This is a genomic window from Stenotrophomonas sp. GZD-301, assembly GCF_049310345.1.
Classification (GTDB): Bacteria; Pseudomonadota; Gammaproteobacteria; order Xanthomonadales; family Xanthomonadaceae; genus Stenotrophomonas.
Window position 1 is genome coordinate 16,270 of record NZ_JBMOWY010000042.1, and the last position, 24,483, is coordinate 40,752.

The window sequence follows — 24,483 nt, forward strand, 5'->3', positions numbered from 1 at the left end:
CGAGTACCACGCCCAGGCCGCAAGGCCCACTGACACGACCGGCGCGACCGGCGCCCACGGAGCGGATCACGGACCTGGACGGCCCGGCGACCCCGGCTATCTTCACTCATCGCCATCGATTCTGTGCAACTCGCGTTCGCGCTTCTGTTCAGCCGGCGTGGCCGTACAGGGACCGCGGATATCGCTGGCCTGCACCAACCACCAACGACGCCGATTGGCCACCCCGGCCAGCGCGGCGCTGTCGCGGTCAACGCAGCCCAGCAGCGCGTCCTCCTGCACCAGCAGCCAGCGCTGCGCAGGCGCCTGCGCCTGCCACTGCACGCCGTCGCGCAACTGGTTGTCCCAGCGCCGGTTGAAGCCGAAGGTGGTAGCCGCGCGGTCGGCCATCAGCAGGTTCTGTTCCTTCCAGGCCACCAGGCCCAGTTCCGCATCCGGCCCGATGCGCTGGCCAACCTGCTGCATCAGCCCGCGTGCGGAACTGGAATCGTTGAACAGCGGGTAGCCGATCAGCCCGTAGGCCACCCAGGCCATCGCCAGCGTGGCGATGGCCGCCAGGTGGAACCGGCGGCGCCCGCTGAACACCAGGCTCATCACCGCGCCACAGCCCAGGGCGATGCCGATCCAGGCCAGGCCGCGGGTCACGGTGGTGTCGATGCCGCGCTTGATGATGAGGCTGCGTTCGAAGCCCGGCTCGCCTCCCAGCATGGCGATGCCCGCGCCCAGCAGGGCCAGCGCCAGCACGGCGGTGAAGGCGCCCATCACCCACTGCACGTCGCGCCGCCGCAGCAGCCCGGGCAGCAGCGGCGCCAGCGCCAGACAGAACATCGGCAACGCCGGCAGGATGTAGACATCGCGCTTGCCGTGCGGGATCGAGAAGAACAGCACGATCAGCAGCCACCAGCCCAGCAGCACCAGGTAACGCGGATCGCGCCGCCGCAGCCGCCGCCACCAGGCCGGAACCGCCCACGGCAGGACCAGGAAGGCAGGCAGCCACATCGACGGCATGGTGGCCAGGAAGTACCACCACGGCTGGTGATGATCCCAGGACTGCGCGTAACGCTTGGCGGTCTGGCGGAACAGGATGTCGTCCAGGTAGGCGCGGTACTCGGCCGAACCGCTGCCCAGCGCGGTCAACACCATCGGCACGAACCACATCCCGATGGCCAGCACGAACGCCAGCGGTGCCAGCCAGAAGCGGACATCGCGCACGTGCAGCCGGACCCGCGGCCACCCGAGCAGCGACGCCACTGCCGCCGGCGCGATCATCAGCAGCGCGAGCACGCCCACGCCCTTGGTGATCACCCCCAGCCCGGCCGCGAACCAGCCCAGCCACCACCATCGCCATGCAGGCCCGCACAGCAGATGCCGCAGCAAGCCGTAGTTGGCCAGGGTGATGAAGAACACCACCAGCGGATCGATCTGCGCCTTCTTGGCCTGGAAGGTGAAATGCACCGCGAACAGCAGCGCCCACGCCGCGTACAGCCCTACCCGCCGCGTCCACAGGCGACGCCCGAGATCGTAGACGCACGCCAGCGTGCCCAGCGCCGCCAGCAGCGACGGCAGCAGGAACGCGATGCGCCAGTCGCCGATCAGGCGGTACAGGCTCGCCTGCGACCACATCAGCATCGGCGGCTTGTCCGAGTACAGCTCGGTGCCACGGTGCGGGAACAGCCAGTCGCCACTGGTCACCATCTGTTTGGCGACCAGTGCGAAGCGGGGTTCATCGGAGGGCCACGGATCGCGCAGGCCAAGACCGGCCCCCAGCACAAGCAGGGCCATCAGGGCGAGCAACCAGAACTCTCGGGACGCGCGGGATTTCAGCATGGGGCGCGATTCTAGCGGTGTTGGCCTATCCCTTCTTTAGCAGACGCGCATAGAAGAAGCCGTCAGCACCGTTTTCACCCGGCAGGCGTTGGCGCCCGGCCCAGGAGTCGTGGCCGAATGCGTCACCCAGCGGCAGGAAGCCGGCGTTGCGCGTGCGCTGCAGGAAGGCCTCAACCTGGAACTGGTTTTCCTCGCGCAGGATCGAGCAGGTGGCATACAGCAACGTGCCGCCGGGTGCGAGCATCGTCCAGCAGGCGTCCAGCAGGCGGGCCTGCAGCGCCACCAGCGCCTCGATATCGGTCTCGCGCCGATGCAGCAGCACATCGGGCTGGCGGCGGATGATGCCGGTGGCCGAACACGGCGCGTCCAGCAGGATCGCGTCGAACGGCTGGCCATCCCACCACGCGGCCGGATCGGTCGCATCGCCGGCACGCACCTGCGCATGTTCGCCAACGCCGGTGCGCGCGAAGGTCTCGCCAATGCGCTTGAGCCGGCGCGGATCGATGTCCAGCGCGAGCAGCTGCAGGCTGGGGTCACGTTCGAGCAGGTGCGCGGACTTGCCGCCCGGCGCGGCACAGGCGTCCAGCACGCGGATACCCGGGCGCAGCGCCATCGCGTCGGCGACCTGCTGGGCCGACAGGTCCTGGACCGACAAGGCGCCTTCGGCGAAGCCCGGCAGGGCCGATACCGCCACCGGGGTTGGCAGGCGGATCGCGTCCGGCGCGATCGGCGAGGCCTCGGCCGCGATGCCGGCCGCCTCCAGCCGCTGCAGCATCGTGTCGCGGTCGCCGTGCTGGCGGTTGACCCGCAGCCACAACGGCGCCGGCTGCAGGCTGGCCTCGAACACGGCGTCGGCCTGGTCCGGCCAGTCCTGTTCGATCTTGCCGGCCATCCACAGCGGGAATGCCTCGCGGGCCGGCTGCGGGGGGATGCCCTCGCGCTGGGCGCGGCGCAGCAGCGCGTTGACCATGCCGGCCTGGCGTTCGCGCCCCAGCGCGCGCGCGGCGTCGACTGTGGCCGACAGCGCAGCGTGCGCCGGCAGTTCCAATGCATCGAGCTGGGCGAACCCGACCAGCAGCAGCGCGCGCAGTTCGTCTTCGCGCACGCTCAGCGGGCGCTGCATCCACTGCGCCAGCGCCGCGTCGTACGCGTTTCGCCGGCGCAGCACCGCAAAGCACAGCGCTTCGAGCAGCGCACGGTCGCGGCTGTCATCGAGCGTGGGCAAGGCGGTGGCGAGCTCGGCCTTGAGCGAGCGGCCACGGCCGATCACCTGGGCCAGCACCTTGGCGGCCAGCACGCGGGTGGGCACGCCGGGTGCCATCGCAGCGCGCTGCGGGGCCTGTTTTTCCTGCCGGGGATGGGCCATCTCAGGCGCCCACGGTCAGGTCGCGGCGGGCATTGAGGTAGTCCGCCGCGGTGATTGCCTTGCCGCCCTCACGCTGCAGCACGCGCAGGCGCAGCGCGCCCTGGCCGCAGGCGATGTCGATGCCTTCGCGGGCCGCCGCCAGCAGGGTGCCGGGGGCCTTGCCCTGGTTGTCGGGCAGCGCCACCGCGCCGTGGATGCGCACGCGCTCGCCGGCCAGCTGCGCTTCGGCAATCGGCCACGGATTGAAGGCACGCACGGTGCGTTCGAGCTGCTGGGCATCCTGTGCCCAGTCCAGCCGGGCCTCAGCCTTGTCCAGCTTGTGCGCGTAGGTCACGCCGGCCTCGGGCTGCGGCTGGGCGATCGGCTTGATGCCGGCACGCAGCAGGCCCAGGCCATCGGACAGCACCTGCGCACCGAGCTCGGCCAGGCGGTCGTGCAGCTGGCCACCCAGCTCGCCCGCGGCAATCGGCGTGTGCTGGCGCAGCAGCACCGGGCCGGTATCCAGGCCGGCCTCCATCTGCATCAGGCACACCCCGGTCTCGGCGTCGCCGGCCTGGATCGCGCGCTGGATCGGCGCGGCACCGCGCCAGCGCGGCAGCAGCGAGGCATGCACGTTCCAGCACCCGTGGGTGGGAATGGCGAGCACGGCCTTGGGCAGGATCAGGCCATAGGCCACCACCACCATCAGGTCCGGCTGCAGGTCGCGCAGCTGCTGCTGCGCTTCCGGGGTCTTCAGGCTTTCCGGCTGGAACACCGGGATGCCGCGCGCGATCGCCTCCAGCTTGACCGGCGAGGGCATCAGCCCACGGCCGCGGCCGGCCGGGCGATCCGGCTGGGTGTACACCGCAACCACCTCATGGTGGCGGGCGGCGGCCCGCAGCGACGAGACGGCGAACTCCGGCGTACCGGCAAAGACAATCCTCATGGCGACCCCACTTGCAGAAAGAAAAACGGCGCCGGTGGCCGGCGCCGCAACACCGGAAGCGGGACGCGGTCATGCCGCGTCACCGTTTCCGCGACCATCTCAGGCAACGTGCTTACGCTGCTTGGCCAGCTTCTTGCGGACCATCTCGCGCTTGAGCGGCGAGAGGTAATCGATGAACAGCTTGCCGTCCAGGTGGTCCATCTCGTGCTGGATGCACACGGCCAGCACGCCGTCGGTGGTCAGTTCCTGGGCCACGCCCTGGCGGTCCAGGAAGCGCACCGTGATCTGGTTGGCGCGGGTGACGTCGGCAAAGATGCCCGGGACCGACAGGCAGCCCTCCTGGTACACCTGGCCGCCTTCATTGGCGACGATCTCGGGGTTGATGAACACCCGCGGGGTGTCCTTCTCTTCACTGACGTCGATCACCATGAAGCGCTTGTGCACGTCCACCTGGCTGGCCGCCAGGCCGATGCCGGGGGCCTCGTACATGGTGTGGAACATGTTGTCGATGAGCTCCTGGAAGACAGGAGTGGTCACTTCGGCGGCTTCGATCAACGCAGCCTTGGTGCGCAGGCGCGGATCGGGAAACTCAAGAATAGGCAGGATGGCCATGACAAATACCGGTAGGGGGCGCCGCTGGGAACGCGTATGGGGCGATTCTATCGCCAACGCTTGCCCTGCGCCCCGGTTTCTGGACTATAGTGCGGGCACCTGTTGGGGAATCAGGCACCACACTCATGTTTGAACGTACTCGTACGGTCGTCGCCGTGGCGATGCTGACCGTCGCTACCTATGCTACCGCCGTTGAAATGAATGGCGGGCACCCGGATACCTATGTCGTGCGCAAAGGCGACACGTTGTGGGACATTTCCGCGCGTTTCCTGAAAAAACCGTGGCTCTGGCCGGAAATCTGGCAGGCCAACCCGCAGGTCAAGAACCCGCACCTGATCTATCCGGGCGACGTGCTGAGCCTGGCCTATCTGGATCGCGTTGTCGGCCAGCAGCCCGGCCCGCGCCAGGAGGCCCCGATCAATGCGATTCCGCTGGACCAGGTGGAGCCGTTCCTGAAGCAGCTGAGCGTGGTCGATGAGATCGACTCGCTGCCCTACGTGGTCAGCCTGGAAGACAACCGCCTGCGTGCCACCACCGGCCAGATCGCCTACGTGCGCGGCCTGGACCAGGCCCAGGTGGGCCAGCGCTGGGCCGTGGTCCGCCCGACCGTGCGCTATGCCCTGCCCAAGCCGACCGAAGACCTGAACGCCAATGGCGACGTCATGCCCGGCAGCGGCAACCTCTGGAAGGACTTCACCGTCCCGACCAAGCGCCAGGCAACGCTGGGCTATGAGCTGGCCCAGCTCAACGTGGGCACGGTGACGCGGCTGGCCACCGGCAACGTGGAAGTGACCACGCTGACCCTGCAGGGCCGGGTCGACGGCCGCGAAGTCCGTGCCGGCGACCGCCTGGTGCCGGTGGAAGCCAATCCGTACGACCTGCAGTTCTACCCGCATGTGCCCGCTGCCCAGATCGAGGGCCTGGACATCCGCATCCTGGCCGTCACCGACATGTTCTCGGCCGGTGGCCCGCGCGATGTGATCGCCCTGTCCGCCGGCCGCGCCGATGGCGTGGACAACGGCACGGTGGTCTCGCTGTGGCGGCAGGGTCGCCACGTCGCGCACCGCATGCAGTACCCGAACTCCTCGCGGATGGACGACGCGCTGAGCACGGGCGCCGGGCGCGTCACCCTGCCCGACGAGTATGCCGCCCATGCGATGGTGTTCCGCACCTTCGACAAGGTCAGCTACGCGCTGGTGATGCAGGGCGTCAAACCGGTCCATGTGGGCTACGCAGCCAAGCACCCGGACGCCCTGTAGGTACCGACCGTTGGTCGGTACGCTCTTCCGACCGCTGGTCGGTACGCTCTTCCGACCGCTGGTCGGTACGCGGAACATCCCTACGCAAGACTCCGACGGCGCCCCAGGGCGCCGTCGGCGCATCCGGCCTACGGTGGGCCGATGACTGCCCCCGCCTCCTCCTCGCTGCTCACGCTCGTACTGGCCGGTGGCCCGGCCAGCCCCCGCCGCCGCCTGCTTCATGACCACGGCGATGCCGAACGTGCCCTGGCCGCAGGCCCCTCGGCCTGGCGGGCCGCCGGCTGCAACCTCGCGCAATGCGGGCGGCTGCACACGCCCGATCCCGCCGCGCGCCTGCGGGCCCTGCGCTGGCTGGAGCACGACGGCCACCACCTGCTGGCCTGCACCGACGCCGACTACCCACCCCTGCTGCGGCAGATGCCCCAGGCGCCGCTGGCGCTGTTCGTCCAGGGCCAGCCGGGGCGGCTGTGGCACCCTGGCGTGGCAGTGGTCGGCAGCCGCACCCCCAGCCCTGCGGGCGGTGAGCTGGCCGCCGAATTTGCCGGGGGCCTGGCCCGGCAGGGACTGTCGGTGATCAGCGGGCTCGCCGCCGGCGTCGATGCCCGGGCGCACGCGGCGGCGCTGGACCAGCCCGGTGGCTGCACCGTGGCCGTGGTCGCCACCGGCCTGGACCGCACCTACCCACCGCGACACGCGGCCCTGCAGGCGCGGATCGCGATGGAGGGCGCGGTGGTCAGCGAGTACCCGCCAGGCACCTCCGCCCACGCGGGCCAGTTCCCCGCCCGCAACCGCATCATTGCCGGGCTGGCCCTGGCCACACTGGTGATCGAGGCAGCCGAGCGCTCCGGGGCGCTGATCACCGCCCGGCTGGCAGCCGAGGCCGGGCGCGAGGTGTTTGCCCTGCCCGGCTCGGTGCGCAACCCACGCGCGCGCGGCTGCCATCGCCTGATCCGCCAGGGGGCCGCGCTGGTGGAAACCGTGGACGAAGTGGTCGCGGGCCTGAATCCCCTGGCCCAGACCCTCGCCCAGGCCTTGCGAACGCGCCTGGGCACCCCCACTGAACAGGCACGGGCAGGCCGCGTGAGCGCCGCCCCCTCCTCCGACCCCGACTACCAGTGCTTGTGGCAGGCACTGGACCATGACCCAACAGGTATGGATTCCTTGATCCAACGCAGCGGATTGACGGCGGCCCGGCTGTCGGCCATGCTGCTGGTCATGGAACTGGACGGAAAGGTAATGGCCATGCATGGCCGCTACTGTCGAAAACCCTAGTTTCTTCACCTCCACAGCGTCATGGACGCAGGCCGAGGGGCAATGAAAGAGAGCATTCTGGATGTCCTGCTGTACCTGTTCGAACACTACTTCAGCGAAGACGCGGACCTTGTGCGCGATCGCGACACCCTCCAGAACAGCCTGATACAGGCGGGCTTCAGCCCCGCAGAGATCAACAAAGCCTTCGATTGGCTCGACGCCCTGGCCGAACAGCGCCCGGCCGTGGCCCAGCCGCGTGTGGACGGTCCGGTCCGGATCTACCACGGCCCGGAACTGGACAAGCTGGATGTGGAATGCCGCGGTTTCGTGCTGTTTCTGGAGCAGCACGGCATCCTTGATGCCGGCCAGCGCGAGCTGGTGCTCGACCGTGCGATGGCCCTGGACCAGGACGAACTGGACCTGGACGACCTCAAGTGGGTGGTGCTGATGGTGCTGTTCAACCAGCCCGGTGCCGAGGCGGCCTACGCCTGGATGGAAACCCAGATGTTCATCGACGAACCGGAACCGCTCCACTGACCGTACACTGAGCGCCTTGCGCATTCAGGAGCGGACCGTGAGCGAGTGGTTCTATGCAGAAGGAAATCGTCAGCAGCGCGGGCCGCTGACGTCTGATGAGTTGATCGCGCTGTTCCAGTCCAGCCGCATCGCGCTGGATACGCTGGTCTGGCGCGATGGCATGCCGCAGTGGCAGGCCCTGCGCACCGTGGCCGACGAGATCGGCCTGGTGCAGGCGCCGAGCCCCGCGCCGACCGCGGTCGACACCGACATCCCGGCCGCCCAGCTCCCCCCGCAGATTCCGGCCGGCCCCTATGCCAGCCAGCCGCCGCCGGCACAGCCGGTGGCCGTGCCGCAGAAGAGCCTGTCCGGCTGCGCCATCGCCGGCATCGTCGCGGCCGTCCTCGGCGTGGGCGGACTGGTGCTCATCGCCATTCTGGCGGCGATCGCCCTGCCGGCCTACCAGGACTACACCCACCGCGCGAAGGCCAGCGCCGCCTACGTTGCACTGGCGCCGATCAAGACCCAGGTGGAAGAGTTCGTCGCTGCCAACGGCCAATGCCCGGTCAACGACGATGAGGGCTTCCTGCCGGCCGATGGCTACGCGCTGGACGGCATCGCCGCGCTGCGCATCGGCCGCTTCGACAACAACCATTGCGGCATCGAGGCCGAACTGTCGATTCCCGGCAGCACCGGCCTGGACGGCACGCTGCTGTGGCTGGACTACGACGGCGACAGCCGGCATTGGGAATGCACCGGCGGCGCGGACGACAAGTATCTGCCGACGGTCTGCCGCGGCTGAGCAACGCCTTACTTCTTCCACGGACGAGAGCAACAGGGGACACATGCAATGACCGAGTGGTATTTCGCCGACGGCGCACAACGCCAGGGGCCGCTGCCCGCCGAAGACCTGCGCCTGCGTTTCCAGCGCGGCGAGATCAGCCTCACCACGCTGGTGTGGCGCGAAGGCTTCGACCAATGGAAGGCGCTGGGCGATGTGACTGAAGAACTGCAGCTGCAGAACCTGACCAACGCCACCGAGAACCTCGGCAGCGGGTTCGACCTGCGCGGCGATTACACCGCCATCGAGAACGGCACCGCCCCGCTGCCGGGCACCGGCGGCGGCACCTACTCGCCGTACAGCGCGCCGGCCAGTACCGGCGCCTATGCCGGTGCAGGCGTGGTGCACGGCGGCGAGGTGGTCTATGCCGGCTTCTGGAAGCGGTATGCGGCCTACTTCATCGACTACGTGGTGCTCACCCTCTGCGGCGCGGTGATCGGCGGCATCGTCGGCGCCATCTTCGGCCTGGCCATCGGTGCGATGGCGGGGGCGGACGCCGGGTCGAGCACCTCGGACATCGTCGGCGGCCTGCTCGGCATCGTGATCTCGCTGGTGTACTACGCCGAGTTCCACGCCTCGGCCGGCGGCGCCACGCTGGGCAAGATGGCGGTGGGCATCAAGGTGGTGCGCAGCGATGGCCAGCGCCTGACCCGCGGCCGCGCGGTGGGCCGCTACTTCGCGACCTTCGTCAGCACCCTGACCCTGATGATCGGCTACCTGATGGCCGCCTTCACCGAACGCAAGCAGGCGCTGCACGACCTGATGTGCGACACGGTGGTGGTCGACAAGTGGGCGTTCACCGAGAACGCGCACCTGCAAAACCGTGAACTGGGTACCGTCACGATCGTGATCCTGGTGCTGGCTGGCCTGTCCACGCTGGTCCTGATCATCGCCGCCGTGGCGATGGTCGGGGTGCTGGCCGCAATGGCCTGACAGGCCCGCCCTCACACCGGGCCGCTTGACACGGGCGGCTCCGGCGTGATTCCTCTAATAGGCAGGAAAGCTGAACGCCCGGCGCATACCCGGGCGTTCAGTTTATGGATATCGCCCGCTGCCCTTCACTAATGCGGCCATTTGCTCCACCCTAGCGCCCTCCCCGGGCTGCTGCCCATAGAAATAGACGCCATGCCCAAGCACCTGCTCATCGTCGAATCGCCTGCCAAGGCCAAGACGATCAACAAATACCTCGGCAAGGACTTCACCGTCCTGGCCTCGTATGGGCATGTGCGCGATCTGGTCCCGAAGGAAGGCGCGGTCGATCCCGACAACAACTTCGCGATGCGCTACGACCTGATCGAGAAGAACGAGAAGCATGTCGATGCGATTGCCAAGGCGGCCAAGGGCGCCGACGACATCTTTCTGGCGACCGATCCGGATCGCGAGGGTGAAGCGATCAGCTGGCACATCGCCGAGATCCTGAAGGAACGCGGGCTGGTCAAGGACAAGCCGATGCAGCGCGTGGTCTTCACCGAGATCACCCCGCGCGCCATCAAGGAAGCCATGAGCCAGCCGCGCGCGATCGCCGGCGACCTGGTCGATGCCCAGCAGGCGCGCCGCGCGCTGGACTACCTGGTGGGCTTCAACCTCTCTCCGGTGCTGTGGCGCAAGGTGCAGCGCGGCCTGTCCGCCGGCCGCGTGCAGAGCCCGGCGCTGCGCATGATCGTCGAGCGCGAGGAAGAGATCGAAGCCTTCATCGCCCGCGAGTACTGGAGCATCGATGCCGAGTGCGCGCACCCGTCGCAGCACTTCAATGCACGCCTGATCAAGCTCGACGGCAAGAAGTTCGAACAGTTCACGGTGACCGACGGCGACACCGCAGAGGACGCGCGGATGCGCATCCAGCAGGCCGCGCAGGGCGCGCTGCACGTCACCGATGTGGCCAGCAAGGAGCGCAAGCGCCGTCCGGCGCCGCCGTTCACCACCTCCACGCTGCAGCAGGAAGCCTCGCGCAAGCTCGGTTTCACCACGCGCAAGACCATGCAGGTGGCGCAGAAGCTGTACGAAGGCGTGGCCATCGGCGATGAAGGCACGGTCGGCCTGATCTCGTACATGCGTACCGACTCGGTGAATCTGTCGCAGGATGCGCTGGCCGAAATCCGCGACGTGATCGCGCGTGATTACGGCATTGCCGCGCTGCCGGACAAGCCCAACACCTACCAGACCAAGTCCAAGAACGCCCAGGAAGCGCACGAAGCGGTGCGCCCGACCTCGGCACTGCGGACCCCGGCCCAGGTCTCGCGCTACCTCACCGACGACGAGCGCAAGCTCTACGAGCTGATCTGGAAGCGTGCGGTGGCCTGCCAGATGATCCCGGCCACCCTCAACACGGTCAGCGTGGATCTCTCGGCCGGCAGCGAACACGTGTTCCGCGCCAGCGGCACCACCGTGGTGGTGCCCGGCTTCCTGGCCGTGTACGAGGAAGGCAAGGACAACAAGAGCGCCGAGGACGACGATGAAGGCCGCAAGCTGCCGTCGATGAAGCCCGGCGACCGCGTGCCGCTCGAACGCATCCTGGCCGAACAGCACTTCACCCAGCCGCCGCCGCGCTTCACCGAAGCGGCGCTGGTCAAGGCGCTGGAAGAGTACGGCATCGGCCGTCCGTCGACCTACGCCTCGATCATTCAGACGCTGCTGTTCCGCAAGTACGTTGAAATGGAAGGCCGCAGCTTCCGTCCGTCGGACGTGGGCCGCGCCGTGTCCAAGTTCCTGTCCAGCCACTTCACCCAGTACGTGGACTACGACTTCACCGCCAAGCTCGAGGACGAGCTCGATGCGGTGTCGCGTGGCGAAGAGGACTGGATCCCGTTGATGGCCCGTTTCTGGGAACCGTTCAACAAGCTGGTCGAAGAGAAGAAGGAATCGGTGGACCGCGCCGAGGCCAGCGGTGCCCGCGAGCTGGGCACCGATCCCAAGACCGGCAAGCCGGTCAGCGTGCGCCTGGGCCGTTTCGGGCCGTACGCGGCGATCGGCAGCACCGCCGAAGATGCCGAGGACAAGCCGAAGTTCGCCTCGCTGCGCCCCGGCCAGTCGATGCACACCATTTCGCTGGAAGACGCGCTGGAACTGTTCCTGATGCCGCGTGCGCTGGGCCAGGACAACGGCGAGGACGTCAGCGTCGGCATCGGTCGCTTCGGGCCGTTCGCCAAGCGTGGCAGCACCTATGCCTCGCTGAAGAAGGAAGATGACCCCTATACGATCGACCTGGCCCGTGCGGTGTTCCTGATCGAAGAGAAGGAAGAGATCGCGCGCAACCGGATCATCAAGGAGTTCGAGGGCAGCGAGATCCAGGTGCTGAACGGTCGTTTCGGCCCGTACCTCAGCGACGGCAAGATGAACGGCAAGATTCCCAAGGATCGCGAGCCCGCCTCGTTGACCCTGGCCGAAGTCCAGCAGCTGATGGAAGAAACCGGCAAGCCGGTGCGCAAGGGCTTCGGCAAGAAGGCCGCCAAGAAGGTCGTGGCCAAGAAGGCGGCGGTCAAGAAAGAGGCCGCGCCGAAGAAGGCGGCGGTGAAGAAGACGGCGACCAAGAAGGCCGCCACCAAGAAGGCCGCCACCAAAAAGACGGCTGCCAAGAAGGCCGCCAAGAAGACGGTGGCCAAGAAGGCCGTCGCCAAGAAGGCCTGACCCCCCGGTAGCGCCTGATGAACGTACTCACCCCGGACACCGCCCTGCCTGCGCTGCGCGCTGGCGGGGTGATCGCCTACCCCACCGAAGCGGTGTGGGGCCTGGGCTGCGATCCCGGCCACGAAGCCGCGGTGATGACACTGCTGGAAATCAAGCAGCGCCCGGTCGAGAAGGGCATGATCCTGGTCGCGGCCGAGACCGCGCAGCTCGAGGGCTGGGTGGACCTGCAGGCGCTGCCCGCCGCGCGTCTGGCCGAGGTGCTGGCCAGCTGGCCGGGCGCCAACACCTGGATCGTACCGGCCGGTCCGCGCGCACCACGCTGGATCACCGGCGAGCACACCGGCATCGCCGTGCGGATCAGTGCCCACCCGCTGGTGGCCGCGCTGTGCCGCGCCTGGGGCGGGCCGCTGGTATCCACCAGTGCCAACCTCGCCGGCCAGCCACCGGCACGCCAGCGCAGCGAGCTGGACCCGGCCCTGCTGCCCCTGCTGGCGGGCATCGTGGAGGGCGACACCGGTGGCCTGGCCCAGCCGACCCCGATCCGCGACGCACTCAGCGGCCAGGTACTGCGCAGCTGAGCCCCCCGCCCGCGGCGGGTTTTGCGCGGACCGCGGCAAAGCCGCACACTGTGGCCATGCGCCCCCGCCCTGCCCTGTGGTTGCCGTTGTTCCTGCTGCTCGGCCCCGGCCCGGCCGGTGCCCAGCAGGATGCCAGTGTGCGCATCTACCGCTGCGTAGGCAGCAATGGCGCGGTGTCGCTGCAGGATGCGCCGTGCAGCACCGGCAAGCAGGAAGTGCGCGACATGCAGCGCCCGCGCGACCCGGCCCCGCGCGTGGTCCGCAGCGACGCCGATCCGGCCACGCCGGCGGCCACCCGCGCGCCCGAGCGCGAGGTGCGCCACGTGTACGTGAAGCCACCGCAGCCGATGTACGAATGCGTCACCAGCGACGGCGACCGCTACGTCAGCGACAGCAACGAAGGCAACCCGCGCTGGGTGCCGGTGTGGACCAGCGTGTATCTGCCCTACCCGCCGGGCCGTCCCGGGCCGCGTCCGCCGGGTGGCGGCCGGCCGCCGCGTCCGCTGCCGCCGGTGGTTCCGATGGACAGCGGCTCGGTGACCGCCAGCGGCGGATCGGTGTCGATCTCCGGAAAGGGTTCGCATGTCGGCGGCCGTCTGGAGTTCGGCGGCGGCAGTTCGCAGTGGGAGGGCAACGGCTATCCGCGGCCCGGCTACGGTGGAGTGGAGATGCCGGCCGGCAACGTGCTGGTGCGCGATACCTGCCACCCGCTGCCGCAGCAGGACGTATGCTCACGCCTGAACGACCGGCGCTGGGAACTGCAGCGCCGCTACAACAGCGCCCTGCAGAGCGAACGCGACGCGATCAACCGCGAACAGCGCAGCATCGATGCGCGGCTGGACCGCGACTGCAACTGACCCGCTTCGCTCTGGACCTCCCCATTCCACCACGTGTGAACCCGACCGCATGACGTTTTTCCCTGTGCGCGCGCTGCGCGCCTGCGCGCTGGCCGGGCTGGCACTGACGCTGCCGGCAATGGCCGAGGACGCGGTGTTCTACCGCTGCACGGCCGCCGACGGCGGCCTGACCATCCAGAACACCGCCTGCCCGCCCGGCAGCCAGCAGCGCATCCAGCGCATCGCGATGCCGGCCCGTACGGCTCCTGTCGCCACGCCTGCGCCTGCGCCTGCATCAGCGGCGTCGCCGGTGCCTCGCGATGCCACCGTGCCGGTACCGCTGCCGCTGGTGCCGGCGCCGGGCGCGCTGCCGGTGTTGCAGGCCGCGCCGGCCGACGACAGCGACAACGGCATCCTCGACAGCGACACCCTGCGCCGGGACACGGCCACGGCGGCCAACGACGCCACCGAGGCAGCAGCGCCCAAGGCGCCACTGCCACCGATCTACCGCTGCGAGTCCACCGAGCGTGGCACCTACCTGCATGAGCTGGAGCCGGCACCGCCGATCTGCCTGCTGATGTCGGTGACCGGGCTGGGCGGCGGCAACACGCCGGTCAACGCGGCCGGTTGCGAGGTGGTGCGCGACGCCTGCGAGGCGGTGCCGGACACGCAACGCTGCGCCAGCTGGCAGCAGCGCTTCCGCGACGCCCGCGGGCGCGAACGCTTCGCCACGGCCGACAATCAGGCGGCCGCCGCGGCCGAGCGCGAGCGCCTGCATGCCGTGCTGGCCGCCAGCGATTGCGCCGTACCGGATTGATGCTGGCGCGCTAGAACCCGTAGCGCAGGAAGCCGCCATCCACGGCGATGCATTCGCCGGTGATGTAGCTGGCGGCGGGCAGGCACAGGAACCCCACGGCGGCGGCCACTTCGTCGGGCTCGCCGATCCGGCGCATCGGCGTGCGCTCGATCACCTGGTCGTAATAGTCCGGATCGGACAGCGGGCCGGAGGTGCGGCGGGTACGGATGTACCACGGCGCCACCGCGTTGACGCGGATGCCGTCCTCGGCCCATTCCACCGCGAGGTTGCGGGTCATCTGGTGCATCGCCGCCTTGGTCATGCCGTACACCGCGCCGCTGCGGACGTGGGTCAGGCCGGACACGCTGCCGACATTGACGATCGCCGACGACGCGTGCCGGGTCAGCAGCGGGTGGGCGTAGCGCGACAGTTCGAACGCCGAGAACAGGTTGGTCTCGAAGATGCCCCGCCATTCGTCCTCGGTGTACTCGATGGCCGGCTTGGTGACGTTGCCGCCGGCGTTGTTGACCAGCAGGTGCAGGCCATCGGCGTGGTCTTCCACCCAGTCGAGGATCTCGCGGCGGTCCTCGTCGTCGGAGACATCGGCGGCCAGGCCGTGGATCTCGCGGTCGGGGAAGGCATCGGCCAGCTCATCGCGCGCCATCTCCAGCGCATCGGCGTCGCGGCCCACGATCAGCAGGTCGGCACCGAACCCGAGCAGCTCCCGCGCGATCGCCAGGCCGATGCCGGCACTGGCGCCGGTGATCAATGCGGTCTGTCCATCCAATCGCCAACGTTGCGTGCTCACGGTGTTCTCCTGCCGGTGGCCGCGCGGCGGCCGTGGAATCGTCTGTGCGGGCACCACACACGGTGCCCCGGGCAACAGGATAACGCGCACGCGCATCCTCACACAGGCCGCGCCAAGCGGTGCGACACTGCCGTCTCCGTCCGTGTGTGTTGCGAGGTTGCCATGTCCCTGCGAACCCTCCTGTTGCTGCCGGCGCTGGTCCTGCTGGGCGCCTGCAATCGCCCGGTGCCACCGGCCCCGGACACCCCGCCCGAGCCCCAGGCCACGCAGATGCGCGATGCGATCCATCAGCCACTGGACCGCGCCAAGGCCGCGGGAGCGATGCTGGAAAAGGCGCCCGACCTGGACGCCGCCGAACGTGCCGCCACCTATACCTCGGCTACGCCGGCGCCGCGCTGACCGGCGTGGTGGCGCAAAAAAAAAGCCCGGCATCTGCCGGGCTTTTTTGATGTCGCGGTGACGCGGTCAGAAGCCGCAGAAGCAGTACGCCAGTGCCTTGACCGGTGCGCTGCCGCGCGGGTCGCGCGCCGCGTCTTCGACGAAGCGCAGCTGGGTATCCAGTTCCGGCATCGAACGGGCCAGCATCATGCGCGCCATGCCCGATTCGCTGAGCATGTAACCGCCCATGCGGCTGCCGGCGAACCCGCTGACGAACTGCGCGAACGGCGTGGCGCCCTTCTCGATGTAGCGCACGCGGTACGCATCGCTCTTGCCGAGCTTGGCACGCCCGGCCGCATCGGCGACCGCCGTCTTGAGCCCACCGAACGCATCGACCAGCCCGCGCTCCTTGGCCTGAGCGCCGCTCCACACACGGCCACGGGCCACCTCATCGACGGCTTCGACCGGCTTGCTGCGGGCCTCGGCAACCTTGCCGGTGAAGTCGGCGTAGCCCTTGTTGATCACCGACTGGATGACCTGGCCCACGGCCGGGTCCATCGGGCGGGTGATGTCGTAGGCACCGGCGAAGCGCGTGGTACCCACGCCGTCGGTGTGCACGCCGATCTTGTCCAGCGAACGGCTGACATTGGGGATCATGCCGAAGATGCCGATCGACCCGGTGATGGTCGAGGCGTCGGCATAGATGCGATCGGCATTCATGCTGATCCAGTAACCACCGGAGGCAGCCAGGTCACCCATCGACACCACCACCGGCTTGCCGGCGGCCTTCAGTGCGACCACTTCGCGACGGATCTGCTCGGAGGCGAACACTTCACCGCCCGGCGAATCCACGCGCAGCACCACGGCCTTCACGTCCTTGTCGTCGCGCGCTTCGCGCAGCAGCGCGGCGGTGGACTCGCCACCGATGCGGCCTGCCGGCTGGTCGCCGCCGGAGATCTCGCCGGCCGCCACCACCACGGCCACCTGCGGACGCGCATCCACCGGCGAGCGGCGGGTGTCGAGCAGCGCCAGGTAGGCGTCCATGTTGACGTTGCGGTAGCCGCCGTCGGCGTCGCCATCGGCCACGCCCCGGTCGGCCAGCAGGTCGTCCACTTCCTCACGGGTCTTCAGGCCGTCGACCAGCTTCTGCTGCAGGGCGAACTTGGCCAGGTCGCCACCGGCGGCGGCCACGCCTTCAGGCATGGTGTCGATACCGGCGGCCAGCTGCGCGGCGTCCAGCTTGCGGGCCTTGGCGATGTCGCCGAGGTAGCGCTGCCACACGTCGTTCATCCAGAACAGGTCCGCTTCCTTGGCCTGCGGCGACGCGGCGTCGAGCACGTACGGCTCGGCGGCGGACTTGAACTCGCCCACCTTGAACAGGTGCACGTCCACGCCCAGCTTGTCCTGCAGGCCGGTGCGGAAGTACTGGCGGTAACGGCCGAGGCCTTCCAGCACCACCGAGCCCATCGGATCGAGGTAGACCTCATCGGCCTGCGAGGCCAGCAGGTACTGCGACTGGCTCATGTTCTCGCTGAAGGCCACGACCTGCTTCTTGGCCGCGCGCAGCTCCTGCAGCGCTGCGACCACTTCGCGCATCGAGGCGAAACCGCTCGGCTGCAGCTTGTCCAGCTGCAGCACCACCCGCTCGATCTTCTTGTCGTCGCGGGCCGCTTCGATGGCGCGGATCAGGTCGCGCAGCTGCACTTCCTCGGCGCTGTTGTCGCCCACGGCCCGGGCCAGCGCGCGGCTGACCGGATCGGCGCTGAACTGCTCCACCAGGCGGCCTTCCGGCGCGATCACCAGCGTGGTGCGGTCCTGCAACGGCTTGCTGGCGCCGGCGCCCTTGCCCATCGCGACGATGAACACGATCAGCAGCAGGAACAACAGACCGAAGAACAGCAGGTTGAGGATCAGCCTGCGGGTAAAGTTCATCACATCCCACAGCCCGATGAAGAAGCTGGCGACGGGATTGCGACGCGCGGGTTGGTTCATGGAAAACTCCAGGTTGGCTTCTTGCCGTACTGCCAGAATAGCCGGTGCCGGTCGATCCGGCATCGGACACAAGTCAGGGTGACGCGTGGGCGAGCCCGATGCGGCGACTGCTGACGCGAAGACGCCAGGCCATCAGGATCGCCGCCGCGGTCAGGCCCAGGATCAGGCCGAGCCACATGCCCTGCGGCCCCATGCCCAGCCACAGGCCCAGCCCGGCGCCGAGCGGCATGCCCAGCCCCCAGTACGAGAACATGGCGATGAACATCGGCACCCGGGTGTCTTTGAGGCCGCGCAGCGCGCCGGCCGACAGCACCTGGATGCCGTCCGGGAACTGGAAGGCGGCCGCGTACAGCAGCAGCGTGGAGGCCAGGGCGGCCACGCCCAGGTCGGCGGTGTAGACCCCGACGATGGCATCGTGGCCGAACAGCAGCGCCAGCGCCGACAGCGTCTGCGTGCCCAGGATGATCACCAGGCCGGCATTGGCTGCGCGCCGCACGCCCAGCCCGTTGCCGCTGCCGACCGCGTGACCCACACGCACGGTGGTGGCCTCGGCCACCCCCATCGGGATCATGAAGCACAGCTGGGCCACGTTGATCGCAATCTGGTGGGACGCCGCTTCGGTGGCACCGAGGCGGCCGATCAGCAGCGCGGTCACGATGAACAGGCCGCCTTCCATCAGCACGGTAATGCCGATCGGCAGGCCCGTACGCAGCAGGTCCCAGATTGCGGACCAGCGCGGCAGCTCGAGGTGCGAGAACAGCTGCAGGTGGGCGAAGCGTTTGGTTTTCCACAGGTAGCCGGCAAAGCACGCCGCCTGGAGCCACATCATGGTCGCCGAGGCGATACCCAGCCCCTCCGCGCCCATTTCAGGGAAACCCAGCTTGCCGTAGCACAGCACATAGCCCAGCGGCGCCAGCACCAGCAGGCCGCCGAAGCCCAGGATCATGGTCGGCAGCGTCCAGTGCATTCCCTCGCTGAGGTAGCGCATGCAGAAGTACAGCGTCAGCGCCGGGCCACCCCAGCGCACGGCATGCAGGAACGCGGTCGCGCCGGGCACGATGTCCGGCGCGATGCCGAACGCCGGCAGCAGCGGCGGCACCACCGTGAGGAAGGCGAACATGATCAGGCCCAGCCCCAGCGCCAGCCACAGCGCCTGGCGGAACAGCGGGCCGATCTCACGCTCGCGGCCGGCACCGTGCAGCTGCGACACCGAGGCGGTGAGCGAGATCAGCGTGCCGATCGGAATCAGCATCGGCAGCCACAGCAGCGCGGTGCCGATGGTGACCGCAGCGAGGGTCTGCGTGCCGTGGTGGCCGGCGATGACGTTGTCGACGAACGAGATCAGGCCGGTGGAGACGTGGCCGAGCACCAGCGGCAACGCAAGCAGGCCGGTGGCGCGCACTTCCTGGGAAAGGCGCGGCGTGGGGGTAGCGATGGACATGGGGATCACAGACGGCAACTACGGTCGCGCGCGGAGGGCACAGGCACCGGGTTGCGGCCCGCCATCTTACGCGCGTGGCATGACAAAACCCACGATGCCGGGTAAACGGCGCCTCGGCGTCAGTGACCGACGTGCTGCTTCAGCCACGCATCACGCGCGCCCGGTGCCAGCGCGAGGAACTGGCTGCGCACCTGCTCGCGCTCCTGCGGCGGCGTGCGCTGGGCGATCAGGCTGAGCTGGGCAAGCTGGTCCACATTGAGCTGGCGCAGGATGGCCAGCGCCGGTTCGCGCTGCTCGGCCGGCAGGTAGCCGAACAGGCCCTGCAGCTTTGGAAACCACTGGCCAAGCTGCGGTCCGAGCAGCCAGCCGTCGCGGAAGCGCTGGTCCTGCTGGGCGAATCGCTCGCGCAGGGCCTGCTGCTGGGCCGGTGACAGGGCTGCGATACGGCGTGCCCCGTCGCGCACGCGGGCACGTTCGGACTCGGGCAGCGACTGCCACACGGCGTAGCGGCCACGCAGATCGGCCAGCTGGGCCGGGTCCAGCGCGGTGGCGGTGGTCGGAATGGCGGTGCGGGTAGCCGGCACCGGCGCAGCCTCGGACGGCACCGGCAGCGGCAGCGGTACCGACGTCGCCGCTGCGGGCACGGACAGGGTCGCGGCCAGGCAGGCCAGCAGCAGAATCGGCTTATTCATCGGCGCCTGCCGTCTCCAGGCCGGCGGTTGCGGGTTCGGGGCGGCTGGGTTGCGGCTGCGACTCATCCACCGGCACCGGGCCGCCCGCGGCGAACCACGCATACAGATCGGCATCGCGCGCCACCGCCAGGTCCGGATCGGCGAGCATCGCCGCATCGCTGGCCGCATGGGGGGCGGCGGCCGGTGCGGTGGTCGGCGGATCGGCCTCGGGCAGGGCTTCGGTGCTGACCGGGTTGTCCACGGCCACCGCACCTTCGGGCACGCTGGCGGCCGGATCGACCGCCGAACGGCTGTGCTTCCACCACGTGGCACCGCCCAGCAGCGCCGCCACCGTTCCCGCCACGATCACCAGGCCGCGCCACGGCACACGGCGTCCCTGGCGGCGGGCCCGGGCGCGTGGCGCGGGTGCGGCGTCGGTTTTGACCGGGGTCCGCCACGATGCCGCATCGGTGGGGGCGGCCGGCGCTGCCACCGGCTGCTGCAGACGCTGCAGGCGCGCGGCCGGCACATCGCGCAGGCGCTGCTGGACCTGTTCGGCCAGCGCGCGCCAGCCGGCCGCATCCGGGTGGCCCTGGGCATCGCGCGGGCAGGCCTCGGCGAGCGCCTGCTGGTAGTCGGCGACCGGCAGATCCAGGATCTGCGCGGCGGCCGCCTCGTCCAGGCCGCCGCCGACACGCAGCAGCAGCGCCAGCCGGGCCGGCGGTGCCAGCGCCGGCAGATGGCCCAGCTCGGGCGGCCATTGGCCCCCCGCTGCGGGCAGGCGGATCGGGTTGCGGTGCGCCAGCAGGATCCAGAACCGGTCCGGCCATTGGGCCATCGGCACATCGCTGGCGATGCCGGCAAAGGCGCGCATCACCGCCACCAGGGCCTGCTCGGCCACGGTGGGGTCGCCGCACTGGAGCTCGGCCACCACCAGGGCACGGCGTTCGACGCCGCGGAGAAACGCCGACAGCGCACCGGCTGCAGTAGAAGAAACGGGGGCGGTCGCAGCCGTCATAGCAACTCCATCAAGTGGGCAAATGATAGCGATTGCGCCGGCAGTCCGGCATGCCGATGTAGTTGACATGTGAAGGTGATGGCCTCCTTCCCTGCCTGGAACACGCGCAGGTTGTGCACAGCACCAACGATTTCGGCATAAGCAACCCCGCAGTCAGGCCGCCCCACCATGTTTCAGCTTTGTTTCACAGCTATCCATTTGTTTTTATTGACTATTGTTATGTGGCTATTTTTTGACCAACCTAACTGGAAGGTCGGAACTCCCTTACCCAACGTCCCAAGATCGGCAGTCGCACACAGACTTATCCACAGAAGATGTGGATAAGCCTGAATCTCCAATCCACACCGATATTTAGGTGCGATTTATCCTTCTCGCCACGTTGCGAGACTGTCTTGATGGGGGGCCGACCGGTCCGGCCGGGCCGCTACACTGCACCGATGCCCAACCCCGTTCTGCCCGTTCCGGTGCCTGCCCTGCCCGATCCGATCCCGTCTTTCCCGACCCTGCGCGTGGCCCTGCCGGTGCCGTTGCCGCAGGTGTTCGACTACGCCCCGCCGCCGGGGACGACCGCCGGGTCCGGCCAGGTCGGCTGCCGGGTGCGGGTGCCGTTCGGTGCGCGCGAGCTGGTCGGCATGGTCGCCGCCATCGGGGCGGTGGAGCGCCCGGACAGCCTGCGCGAGGCCCTGGCGTGGATCGATCCGCAGCCGCTGCTGGGCGGCGAGCTCTGGGCCTCGCTGCAGTGGCTGGCACGCTATACCCATGCCCCGCTCGGCGAGGTGGTGAGTACCGCGCTGCCGGCGCCGTTGCGGCGGGGCGATCCGGTGCCGGACACCCATCCGTGGGGCTGGCAGCTCACCGCCGAGGGCACCCGGCAGCGTGAGCGGCTGCGTGCCGGCACGCGCCCACAGCGCCTGGCGACCTGCCTGGCCGACGGGCCGGTGGACGAGGACCGGCTGGATGACCTCATGGACGACTGGCGCAGCGCCGCGCGTTCGCTGGCCAAGCGCGGGCTGGTGGAGCGGGTGGCACTGTCGCATTCGGCACCGCCGGTCAGCGTGCGCGCCGCGCCCACCCCCAATCCCGAACAGGCCGCGGCCATCGCCGCGATCACCGCTGCGACAGGTTTCGCGCCGTTTCTGCTCGATGGCGTGACCGGCAGCGGCAAGACCGAGGTGTATCTGCAGGCCATCGCCACCTGCCTGGCGCAGGGCCGGCAGGCACTGGTGCTGGTCCCCGAGATCGGCCTCACGCCGCAGACGCTGTCACGCTTCCGCACCCGTTTCGGCATTCCGGTACACGCCCTGCATTCGGGCCTGAACGACAACGAGCGCGCGCGGGTATGGGCCGCTGCCGCCCGGGGCGAGGCGCAGATCATCGTCGGCACGCGCTCGGCGGTGTTCACCCCGTTGCCCAATGCCGGGTTGATCGTGGTCGATGAAGAGCACGATGGCAGCTACAAGCAGCAGGACGGCATCCGCTACCACGCCCGCGATTTCGCCCTGGTGCGCGCCAAGGCGCTGGATGTGCCGGTGGTGCTGGGCAGCGCCACGCCGTCGCTGGAATCGCTGCACAACGCGCAGGCCGGGCGCTACACGCACCTGCGCCTGAAACAGCGGGCCGGCGAGGCGCGGCCGCCGCGCGTGCGGGTGCTGGACGTGCGCAAGCGCCCGCTGCGCGACGGGCTGTCACCGGAGGTGCTGGACGGCATCGCCCAGCATGTGCAGGCCGGGCACCAGGTGCTGGTGTTCAAGAACCGTCGCGGCTACGCGCCGGTGCTGCTGTGCCATGACTGCGGCTGGACCGCCCCCTGCCAGCGCTGCGATGCGCCGATGACCGTGCATGCCGGCGGGCGCCGGCTGCAATGCCATCACTGCGGCGCGCGCCAGTCGGCGCCGTTGGCCTGCCCGGACTGCGGCAGCCTGGCCCTGCAGCCGCAGGGCATCGGCACCGAGCGGCTGGAAGAGCATCTGGTCGAGGCGTTCCCCGACGTACCGGTGATCCGCATCGATCGCGGCACCACCGGCAAACGCGATGCGCTGGAGACCCAGCTGGCCATACTCGGTGACCAGGCCGGCATCCTGGTCGGCACTCAGATCCTGGCCAAGGGCCACGACCTGCCCAAGCTCACGCTGGTGGTGGTGGTGGGCATCGACGAAGGCCTGTTCTCGGCCGACTTCCGCGCCAGCGAGAAGCTGGCCCAGCAGCTGATCCAGGTGGCCGGTCGGGCCGGACGTGCCGAGCATCCCGGCGAGGTCTGGCTGCAGACCCACCACCCCGGGCACCCGCTGCTGGAAACCCTGGTCAATGGCGGCTACCACGCCTTTGCCGCCGCCGAGCTGCAGCAGCGTGAGGCCGCCGGCTTCCCGCCGTTCGCGCACCTGGCCCTGCTGCGCGCCGAAGCGCAGCAGGTGGAGCAGGCCAACGCCATGCTGATGGCGGTGCGCGCGCTGGTGCCCGATGACGCCGTGATCGAACGCTACGGCCCGATGCCGGCCCCGATGCCGCGCCGCGCCGGCTACCAGCGCGTGCAGCTGCTGCTGTCAGCGCCCGCGCGCGGACCGCTGCACCGTGCACTGGACCAGGTCACCCCGCAGATCCACGCGCTGCCGCAGGCACGCCGCGTGCGCTGGTCGCTGGATGTGGACCCGACAGACCTCTATTGAGCGCGCCGCGTTGGTCGAGCCGACCGCTGGTCGGCTGCTATTGAACGCGCCGCCCCGGTAACGCCACGCGGGTAGAGCCGACCGTTGGTCGGCTGCGCTGCCCCTCGCGCGAAAATGCGATCTCAGCGCTGCAGCGCGGCCAGCGATCGCGCGTCGGCGTTGGCGCGTCCGTCGCTGAAACCCGTGACCAGCTCCGGGACCGCACCGCTGGCCAGCAACACCAGCGCGGCCGCGACCAGCATGTTGCGGCGGTTGCGGCGATAGCCCACCACCAGCAACACCGCACCCAGCGCGATAAGGCCCACTTCCATGACGTACATCCCCATCCGATTCGCTCCTTGAAGGTGACCGCGACGCGGTCGATCGGCGTATCGTAGCCGCACCGCGCGGCCACGTGGCGCGCATTCCATTCAAACGGGAAGCCTGACCATGCTGAAGATCTGGGGCCGTCGCAATTCCAGCAACGTGCGCAAGGTGCTGTGGTGCGCCGAGGAAATCGGCGCGCCGTACGAGTCGATCGAGGTCGGCGGCGCGTTTGGCGGCACGCAGTCGCCGGAGTACCGTGCGATGAATCCCAACGGACTGGTGCCGGTGATCGAAGACCACGGGCTGCCGCTGTGGGAGTCCAACACCATCGTGCGCTACCTGGCCGCGCGCTACGCGCTGGGCACGCTGTACCCGGAAGATGTGGTCGAGCGTGCGCAGTCGGAGAAGTGGATGGACTGGACCACCTCCACGTTTTCCGGCGCGTTCCGCGATCTGTTCTGGGGCACCCTGCGCACCGCGCCGGCCGACCGCGACGAAGCGCGCATCGCCACCGCACTGGTGCGCTCGGGCGAGTTGCTGGCGATGGCCGACGACGCGTTGTCGCGCCAGCCGTGGTTGTCAGGGGAGCGTTTCGCGATGGGCGACATTCCGTTGGGCGCCTTTGCCTACGCCTGGTTCGAAATGCCGATCCAACGCCCCGCGCTGCCGCACCTGGCCGATTGGTACGAACGCCTGAAACAGCGCCCGGCCTACCAGCGCGGCGTAATGACGGCGTTGACCTGAGCCGGGACCGTCCCCGGTAGAGGCGACCGTTGGT

22 protein-coding genes are annotated in these 24,483 nt (G+C 69.3%); 12 read left to right on the forward strand and 10 right to left on the reverse strand.

Going from position 1 to position 24,483, the window contains the following annotated elements:
- Positions 1-102: 102 nt before the first annotated feature.
- The 4 genes from ACO6VK_RS11520 to def form a co-directional block, all read right to left on the reverse strand.
- Positions 103-1,824, reverse strand: coding sequence for an ArnT family glycosyltransferase (locus tag ACO6VK_RS11520; RefSeq protein ID WP_422507266.1), 1,722 nt, complete (start codon positions 1,822-1,824; stop codon positions 103-105).
- Positions 1,825-1,849: 25 nt separating this feature from the next.
- Positions 1,850-3,190 carry a 16S rRNA (cytosine(967)-C(5))-methyltransferase RsmB gene (rsmB, locus tag ACO6VK_RS11525; protein WP_422507268.1) on the reverse strand — a complete coding sequence of 447 codons (1,341 nt, stop codon included), beginning with the start codon at positions 3,188-3,190 and terminating at the stop codon, positions 1,850-1,852.
- A gap of 1 nt (position 3,191) precedes the next feature.
- Positions 3,192-4,115: a methionyl-tRNA formyltransferase gene (gene fmt / locus ACO6VK_RS11530; RefSeq protein WP_422507270.1), complete on the reverse strand. Its 924-nt coding sequence runs from the start codon at positions 4,113-4,115 to the stop codon at positions 3,192-3,194.
- Between the two features lie 99 nt (positions 4,116-4,214).
- A complete protein-coding gene (def, locus tag ACO6VK_RS11535) occupies positions 4,215-4,727 on the reverse strand; it encodes a peptide deformylase (RefSeq protein ID WP_422507272.1) in 513 nt (170 codons plus the stop codon).
- Positions 4,728-4,852: 125 nt separating this feature from the next.
- Here def and ACO6VK_RS11540 point away from each other — a divergent pair, with 125 nt between their 5' ends.
- The 9 genes from ACO6VK_RS11540 (at position 4,853) to ACO6VK_RS11580 (ending at position 14,449) form a co-directional block, all read left to right on the forward strand.
- Positions 4,853-5,986: a LysM peptidoglycan-binding domain-containing protein gene (locus ACO6VK_RS11540; protein WP_422507274.1), complete on the forward strand. Its 1,134-nt coding sequence runs from the start codon at positions 4,853-4,855 to the stop codon at positions 5,984-5,986.
- Between the two features lie 141 nt (positions 5,987-6,127).
- Entirely contained in the window at positions 6,128-7,258 is a 1,131-nt protein-coding gene (gene dprA / locus ACO6VK_RS11545) for a DNA-processing protein DprA (RefSeq protein ID WP_422507276.1), read from the forward strand.
- 42 nt (positions 7,259-7,300) lie between these two features.
- Complete coding sequence (locus ACO6VK_RS11550; RefSeq protein WP_136004468.1) at positions 7,301-7,774, forward strand: DUF494 family protein; 474 nt, start codon at positions 7,301-7,303, stop codon at positions 7,772-7,774.
- A gap of 37 nt (positions 7,775-7,811) precedes the next feature.
- A complete protein-coding gene (locus ACO6VK_RS11555; protein ID WP_422507279.1) occupies positions 7,812-8,555 on the forward strand; it encodes a GYF domain-containing protein in 744 nt (247 codons plus the stop codon).
- 48 nt (positions 8,556-8,603) lie between these two features.
- Entirely contained in the window at positions 8,604-9,527 is a 924-nt protein-coding gene (locus tag ACO6VK_RS11560) for an RDD family protein (protein WP_422507281.1), read from the forward strand.
- Positions 9,528-9,719: 192 nt separating this feature from the next.
- On the forward strand, positions 9,720-12,218 hold the full coding sequence (locus tag ACO6VK_RS11565) for a DNA topoisomerase I (RefSeq protein WP_422507283.1): 2,499 nt from the start codon (positions 9,720-9,722) through the stop codon (positions 12,216-12,218).
- A gap of 17 nt (positions 12,219-12,235) precedes the next feature.
- Positions 12,236-12,796, forward strand: coding sequence for a Sua5/YciO/YrdC/YwlC family protein (locus tag ACO6VK_RS11570; RefSeq protein ID WP_422507285.1), 561 nt, complete (start codon positions 12,236-12,238; stop codon positions 12,794-12,796).
- Between the two features lie 56 nt (positions 12,797-12,852).
- Entirely contained in the window at positions 12,853-13,653 is an 801-nt protein-coding gene (locus tag ACO6VK_RS11575) for a DUF4124 domain-containing protein (protein WP_422507287.1), read from the forward strand.
- A 49-nt stretch (positions 13,654-13,702) separates the two neighbouring features.
- Complete coding sequence (locus ACO6VK_RS11580; RefSeq protein WP_422507289.1) at positions 13,703-14,449, forward strand: DUF4124 domain-containing protein; 747 nt, start codon at positions 13,703-13,705, stop codon at positions 14,447-14,449.
- 10 nt (positions 14,450-14,459) lie between these two features.
- Here the strand turns inward: ACO6VK_RS11580 and ACO6VK_RS11585 are convergent, their stop codons facing one another.
- Positions 14,460-15,236 carry an SDR family oxidoreductase gene (locus ACO6VK_RS11585; protein WP_422507291.1) on the reverse strand — a complete coding sequence of 259 codons (777 nt, stop codon included), beginning with the start codon at positions 15,234-15,236 and terminating at the stop codon, positions 14,460-14,462.
- A 162-nt stretch (positions 15,237-15,398) separates the two neighbouring features.
- On the opposite strand from ACO6VK_RS11585, the gene ACO6VK_RS11590 reads away from it, so the two are divergent.
- On the forward strand, positions 15,399-15,635 hold the full coding sequence (locus ACO6VK_RS11590) for a hypothetical protein (RefSeq protein WP_422507293.1): 237 nt from the start codon (positions 15,399-15,401) through the stop codon (positions 15,633-15,635).
- A 66-nt stretch (positions 15,636-15,701) separates the two neighbouring features.
- Here ACO6VK_RS11590 and sppA read toward each other — a convergent pair whose 3' ends face one another.
- The 4 genes from sppA to ACO6VK_RS11610 form a co-directional block, all read right to left on the reverse strand.
- Positions 15,702-17,606: a signal peptide peptidase SppA gene (gene sppA / locus ACO6VK_RS11595; RefSeq protein ID WP_422507295.1), complete on the reverse strand. Its 1,905-nt coding sequence runs from the start codon at positions 17,604-17,606 to the stop codon at positions 15,702-15,704.
- Between the two features lie 73 nt (positions 17,607-17,679).
- Positions 17,680-19,047: an MATE family efflux transporter gene (locus ACO6VK_RS11600; RefSeq protein WP_422507297.1), complete on the reverse strand. Its 1,368-nt coding sequence runs from the start codon at positions 19,045-19,047 to the stop codon at positions 17,680-17,682.
- 119 nt (positions 19,048-19,166) lie between these two features.
- Positions 19,167-19,739: a DUF3106 domain-containing protein gene (locus tag ACO6VK_RS11605; RefSeq protein ID WP_422507299.1), complete on the reverse strand. Its 573-nt coding sequence runs from the start codon at positions 19,737-19,739 to the stop codon at positions 19,167-19,169.
- Entirely contained in the window at positions 19,732-20,736 is a 1,005-nt protein-coding gene (locus ACO6VK_RS11610) for a hypothetical protein (protein ID WP_422507301.1), read from the reverse strand. The genes ACO6VK_RS11605 and ACO6VK_RS11610 overlap by 8 nt, the downstream gene beginning before the upstream one ends.
- A gap of 485 nt (positions 20,737-21,221) precedes the next feature.
- On the opposite strand from ACO6VK_RS11610, the gene ACO6VK_RS11615 reads away from it, so the two are divergent.
- The gene (locus ACO6VK_RS11615; RefSeq protein ID WP_422507309.1) at positions 21,222-23,399 is read left to right on the forward strand and encodes a primosomal protein N'; all 2,178 of its coding nucleotides are present in this window, start codon (positions 21,222-21,224) and stop codon (positions 23,397-23,399) included.
- Positions 23,400-23,521: 122 nt separating this feature from the next.
- Here ACO6VK_RS11615 and ACO6VK_RS11620 read toward each other — a convergent pair whose 3' ends face one another.
- Positions 23,522-23,725 carry a hypothetical protein gene (locus ACO6VK_RS11620; protein ID WP_422507303.1) on the reverse strand — a complete coding sequence of 68 codons (204 nt, stop codon included), beginning with the start codon at positions 23,723-23,725 and terminating at the stop codon, positions 23,522-23,524.
- A gap of 103 nt (positions 23,726-23,828) precedes the next feature.
- Here ACO6VK_RS11620 and ACO6VK_RS11625 point away from each other — a divergent pair, with 103 nt between their 5' ends.
- Positions 23,829-24,449 carry a glutathione S-transferase family protein gene (locus tag ACO6VK_RS11625; RefSeq protein ID WP_422507305.1) on the forward strand — a complete coding sequence of 207 codons (621 nt, stop codon included), beginning with the start codon at positions 23,829-23,831 and terminating at the stop codon, positions 24,447-24,449.
- Positions 24,450-24,483 lie beyond the last annotated feature (34 nt).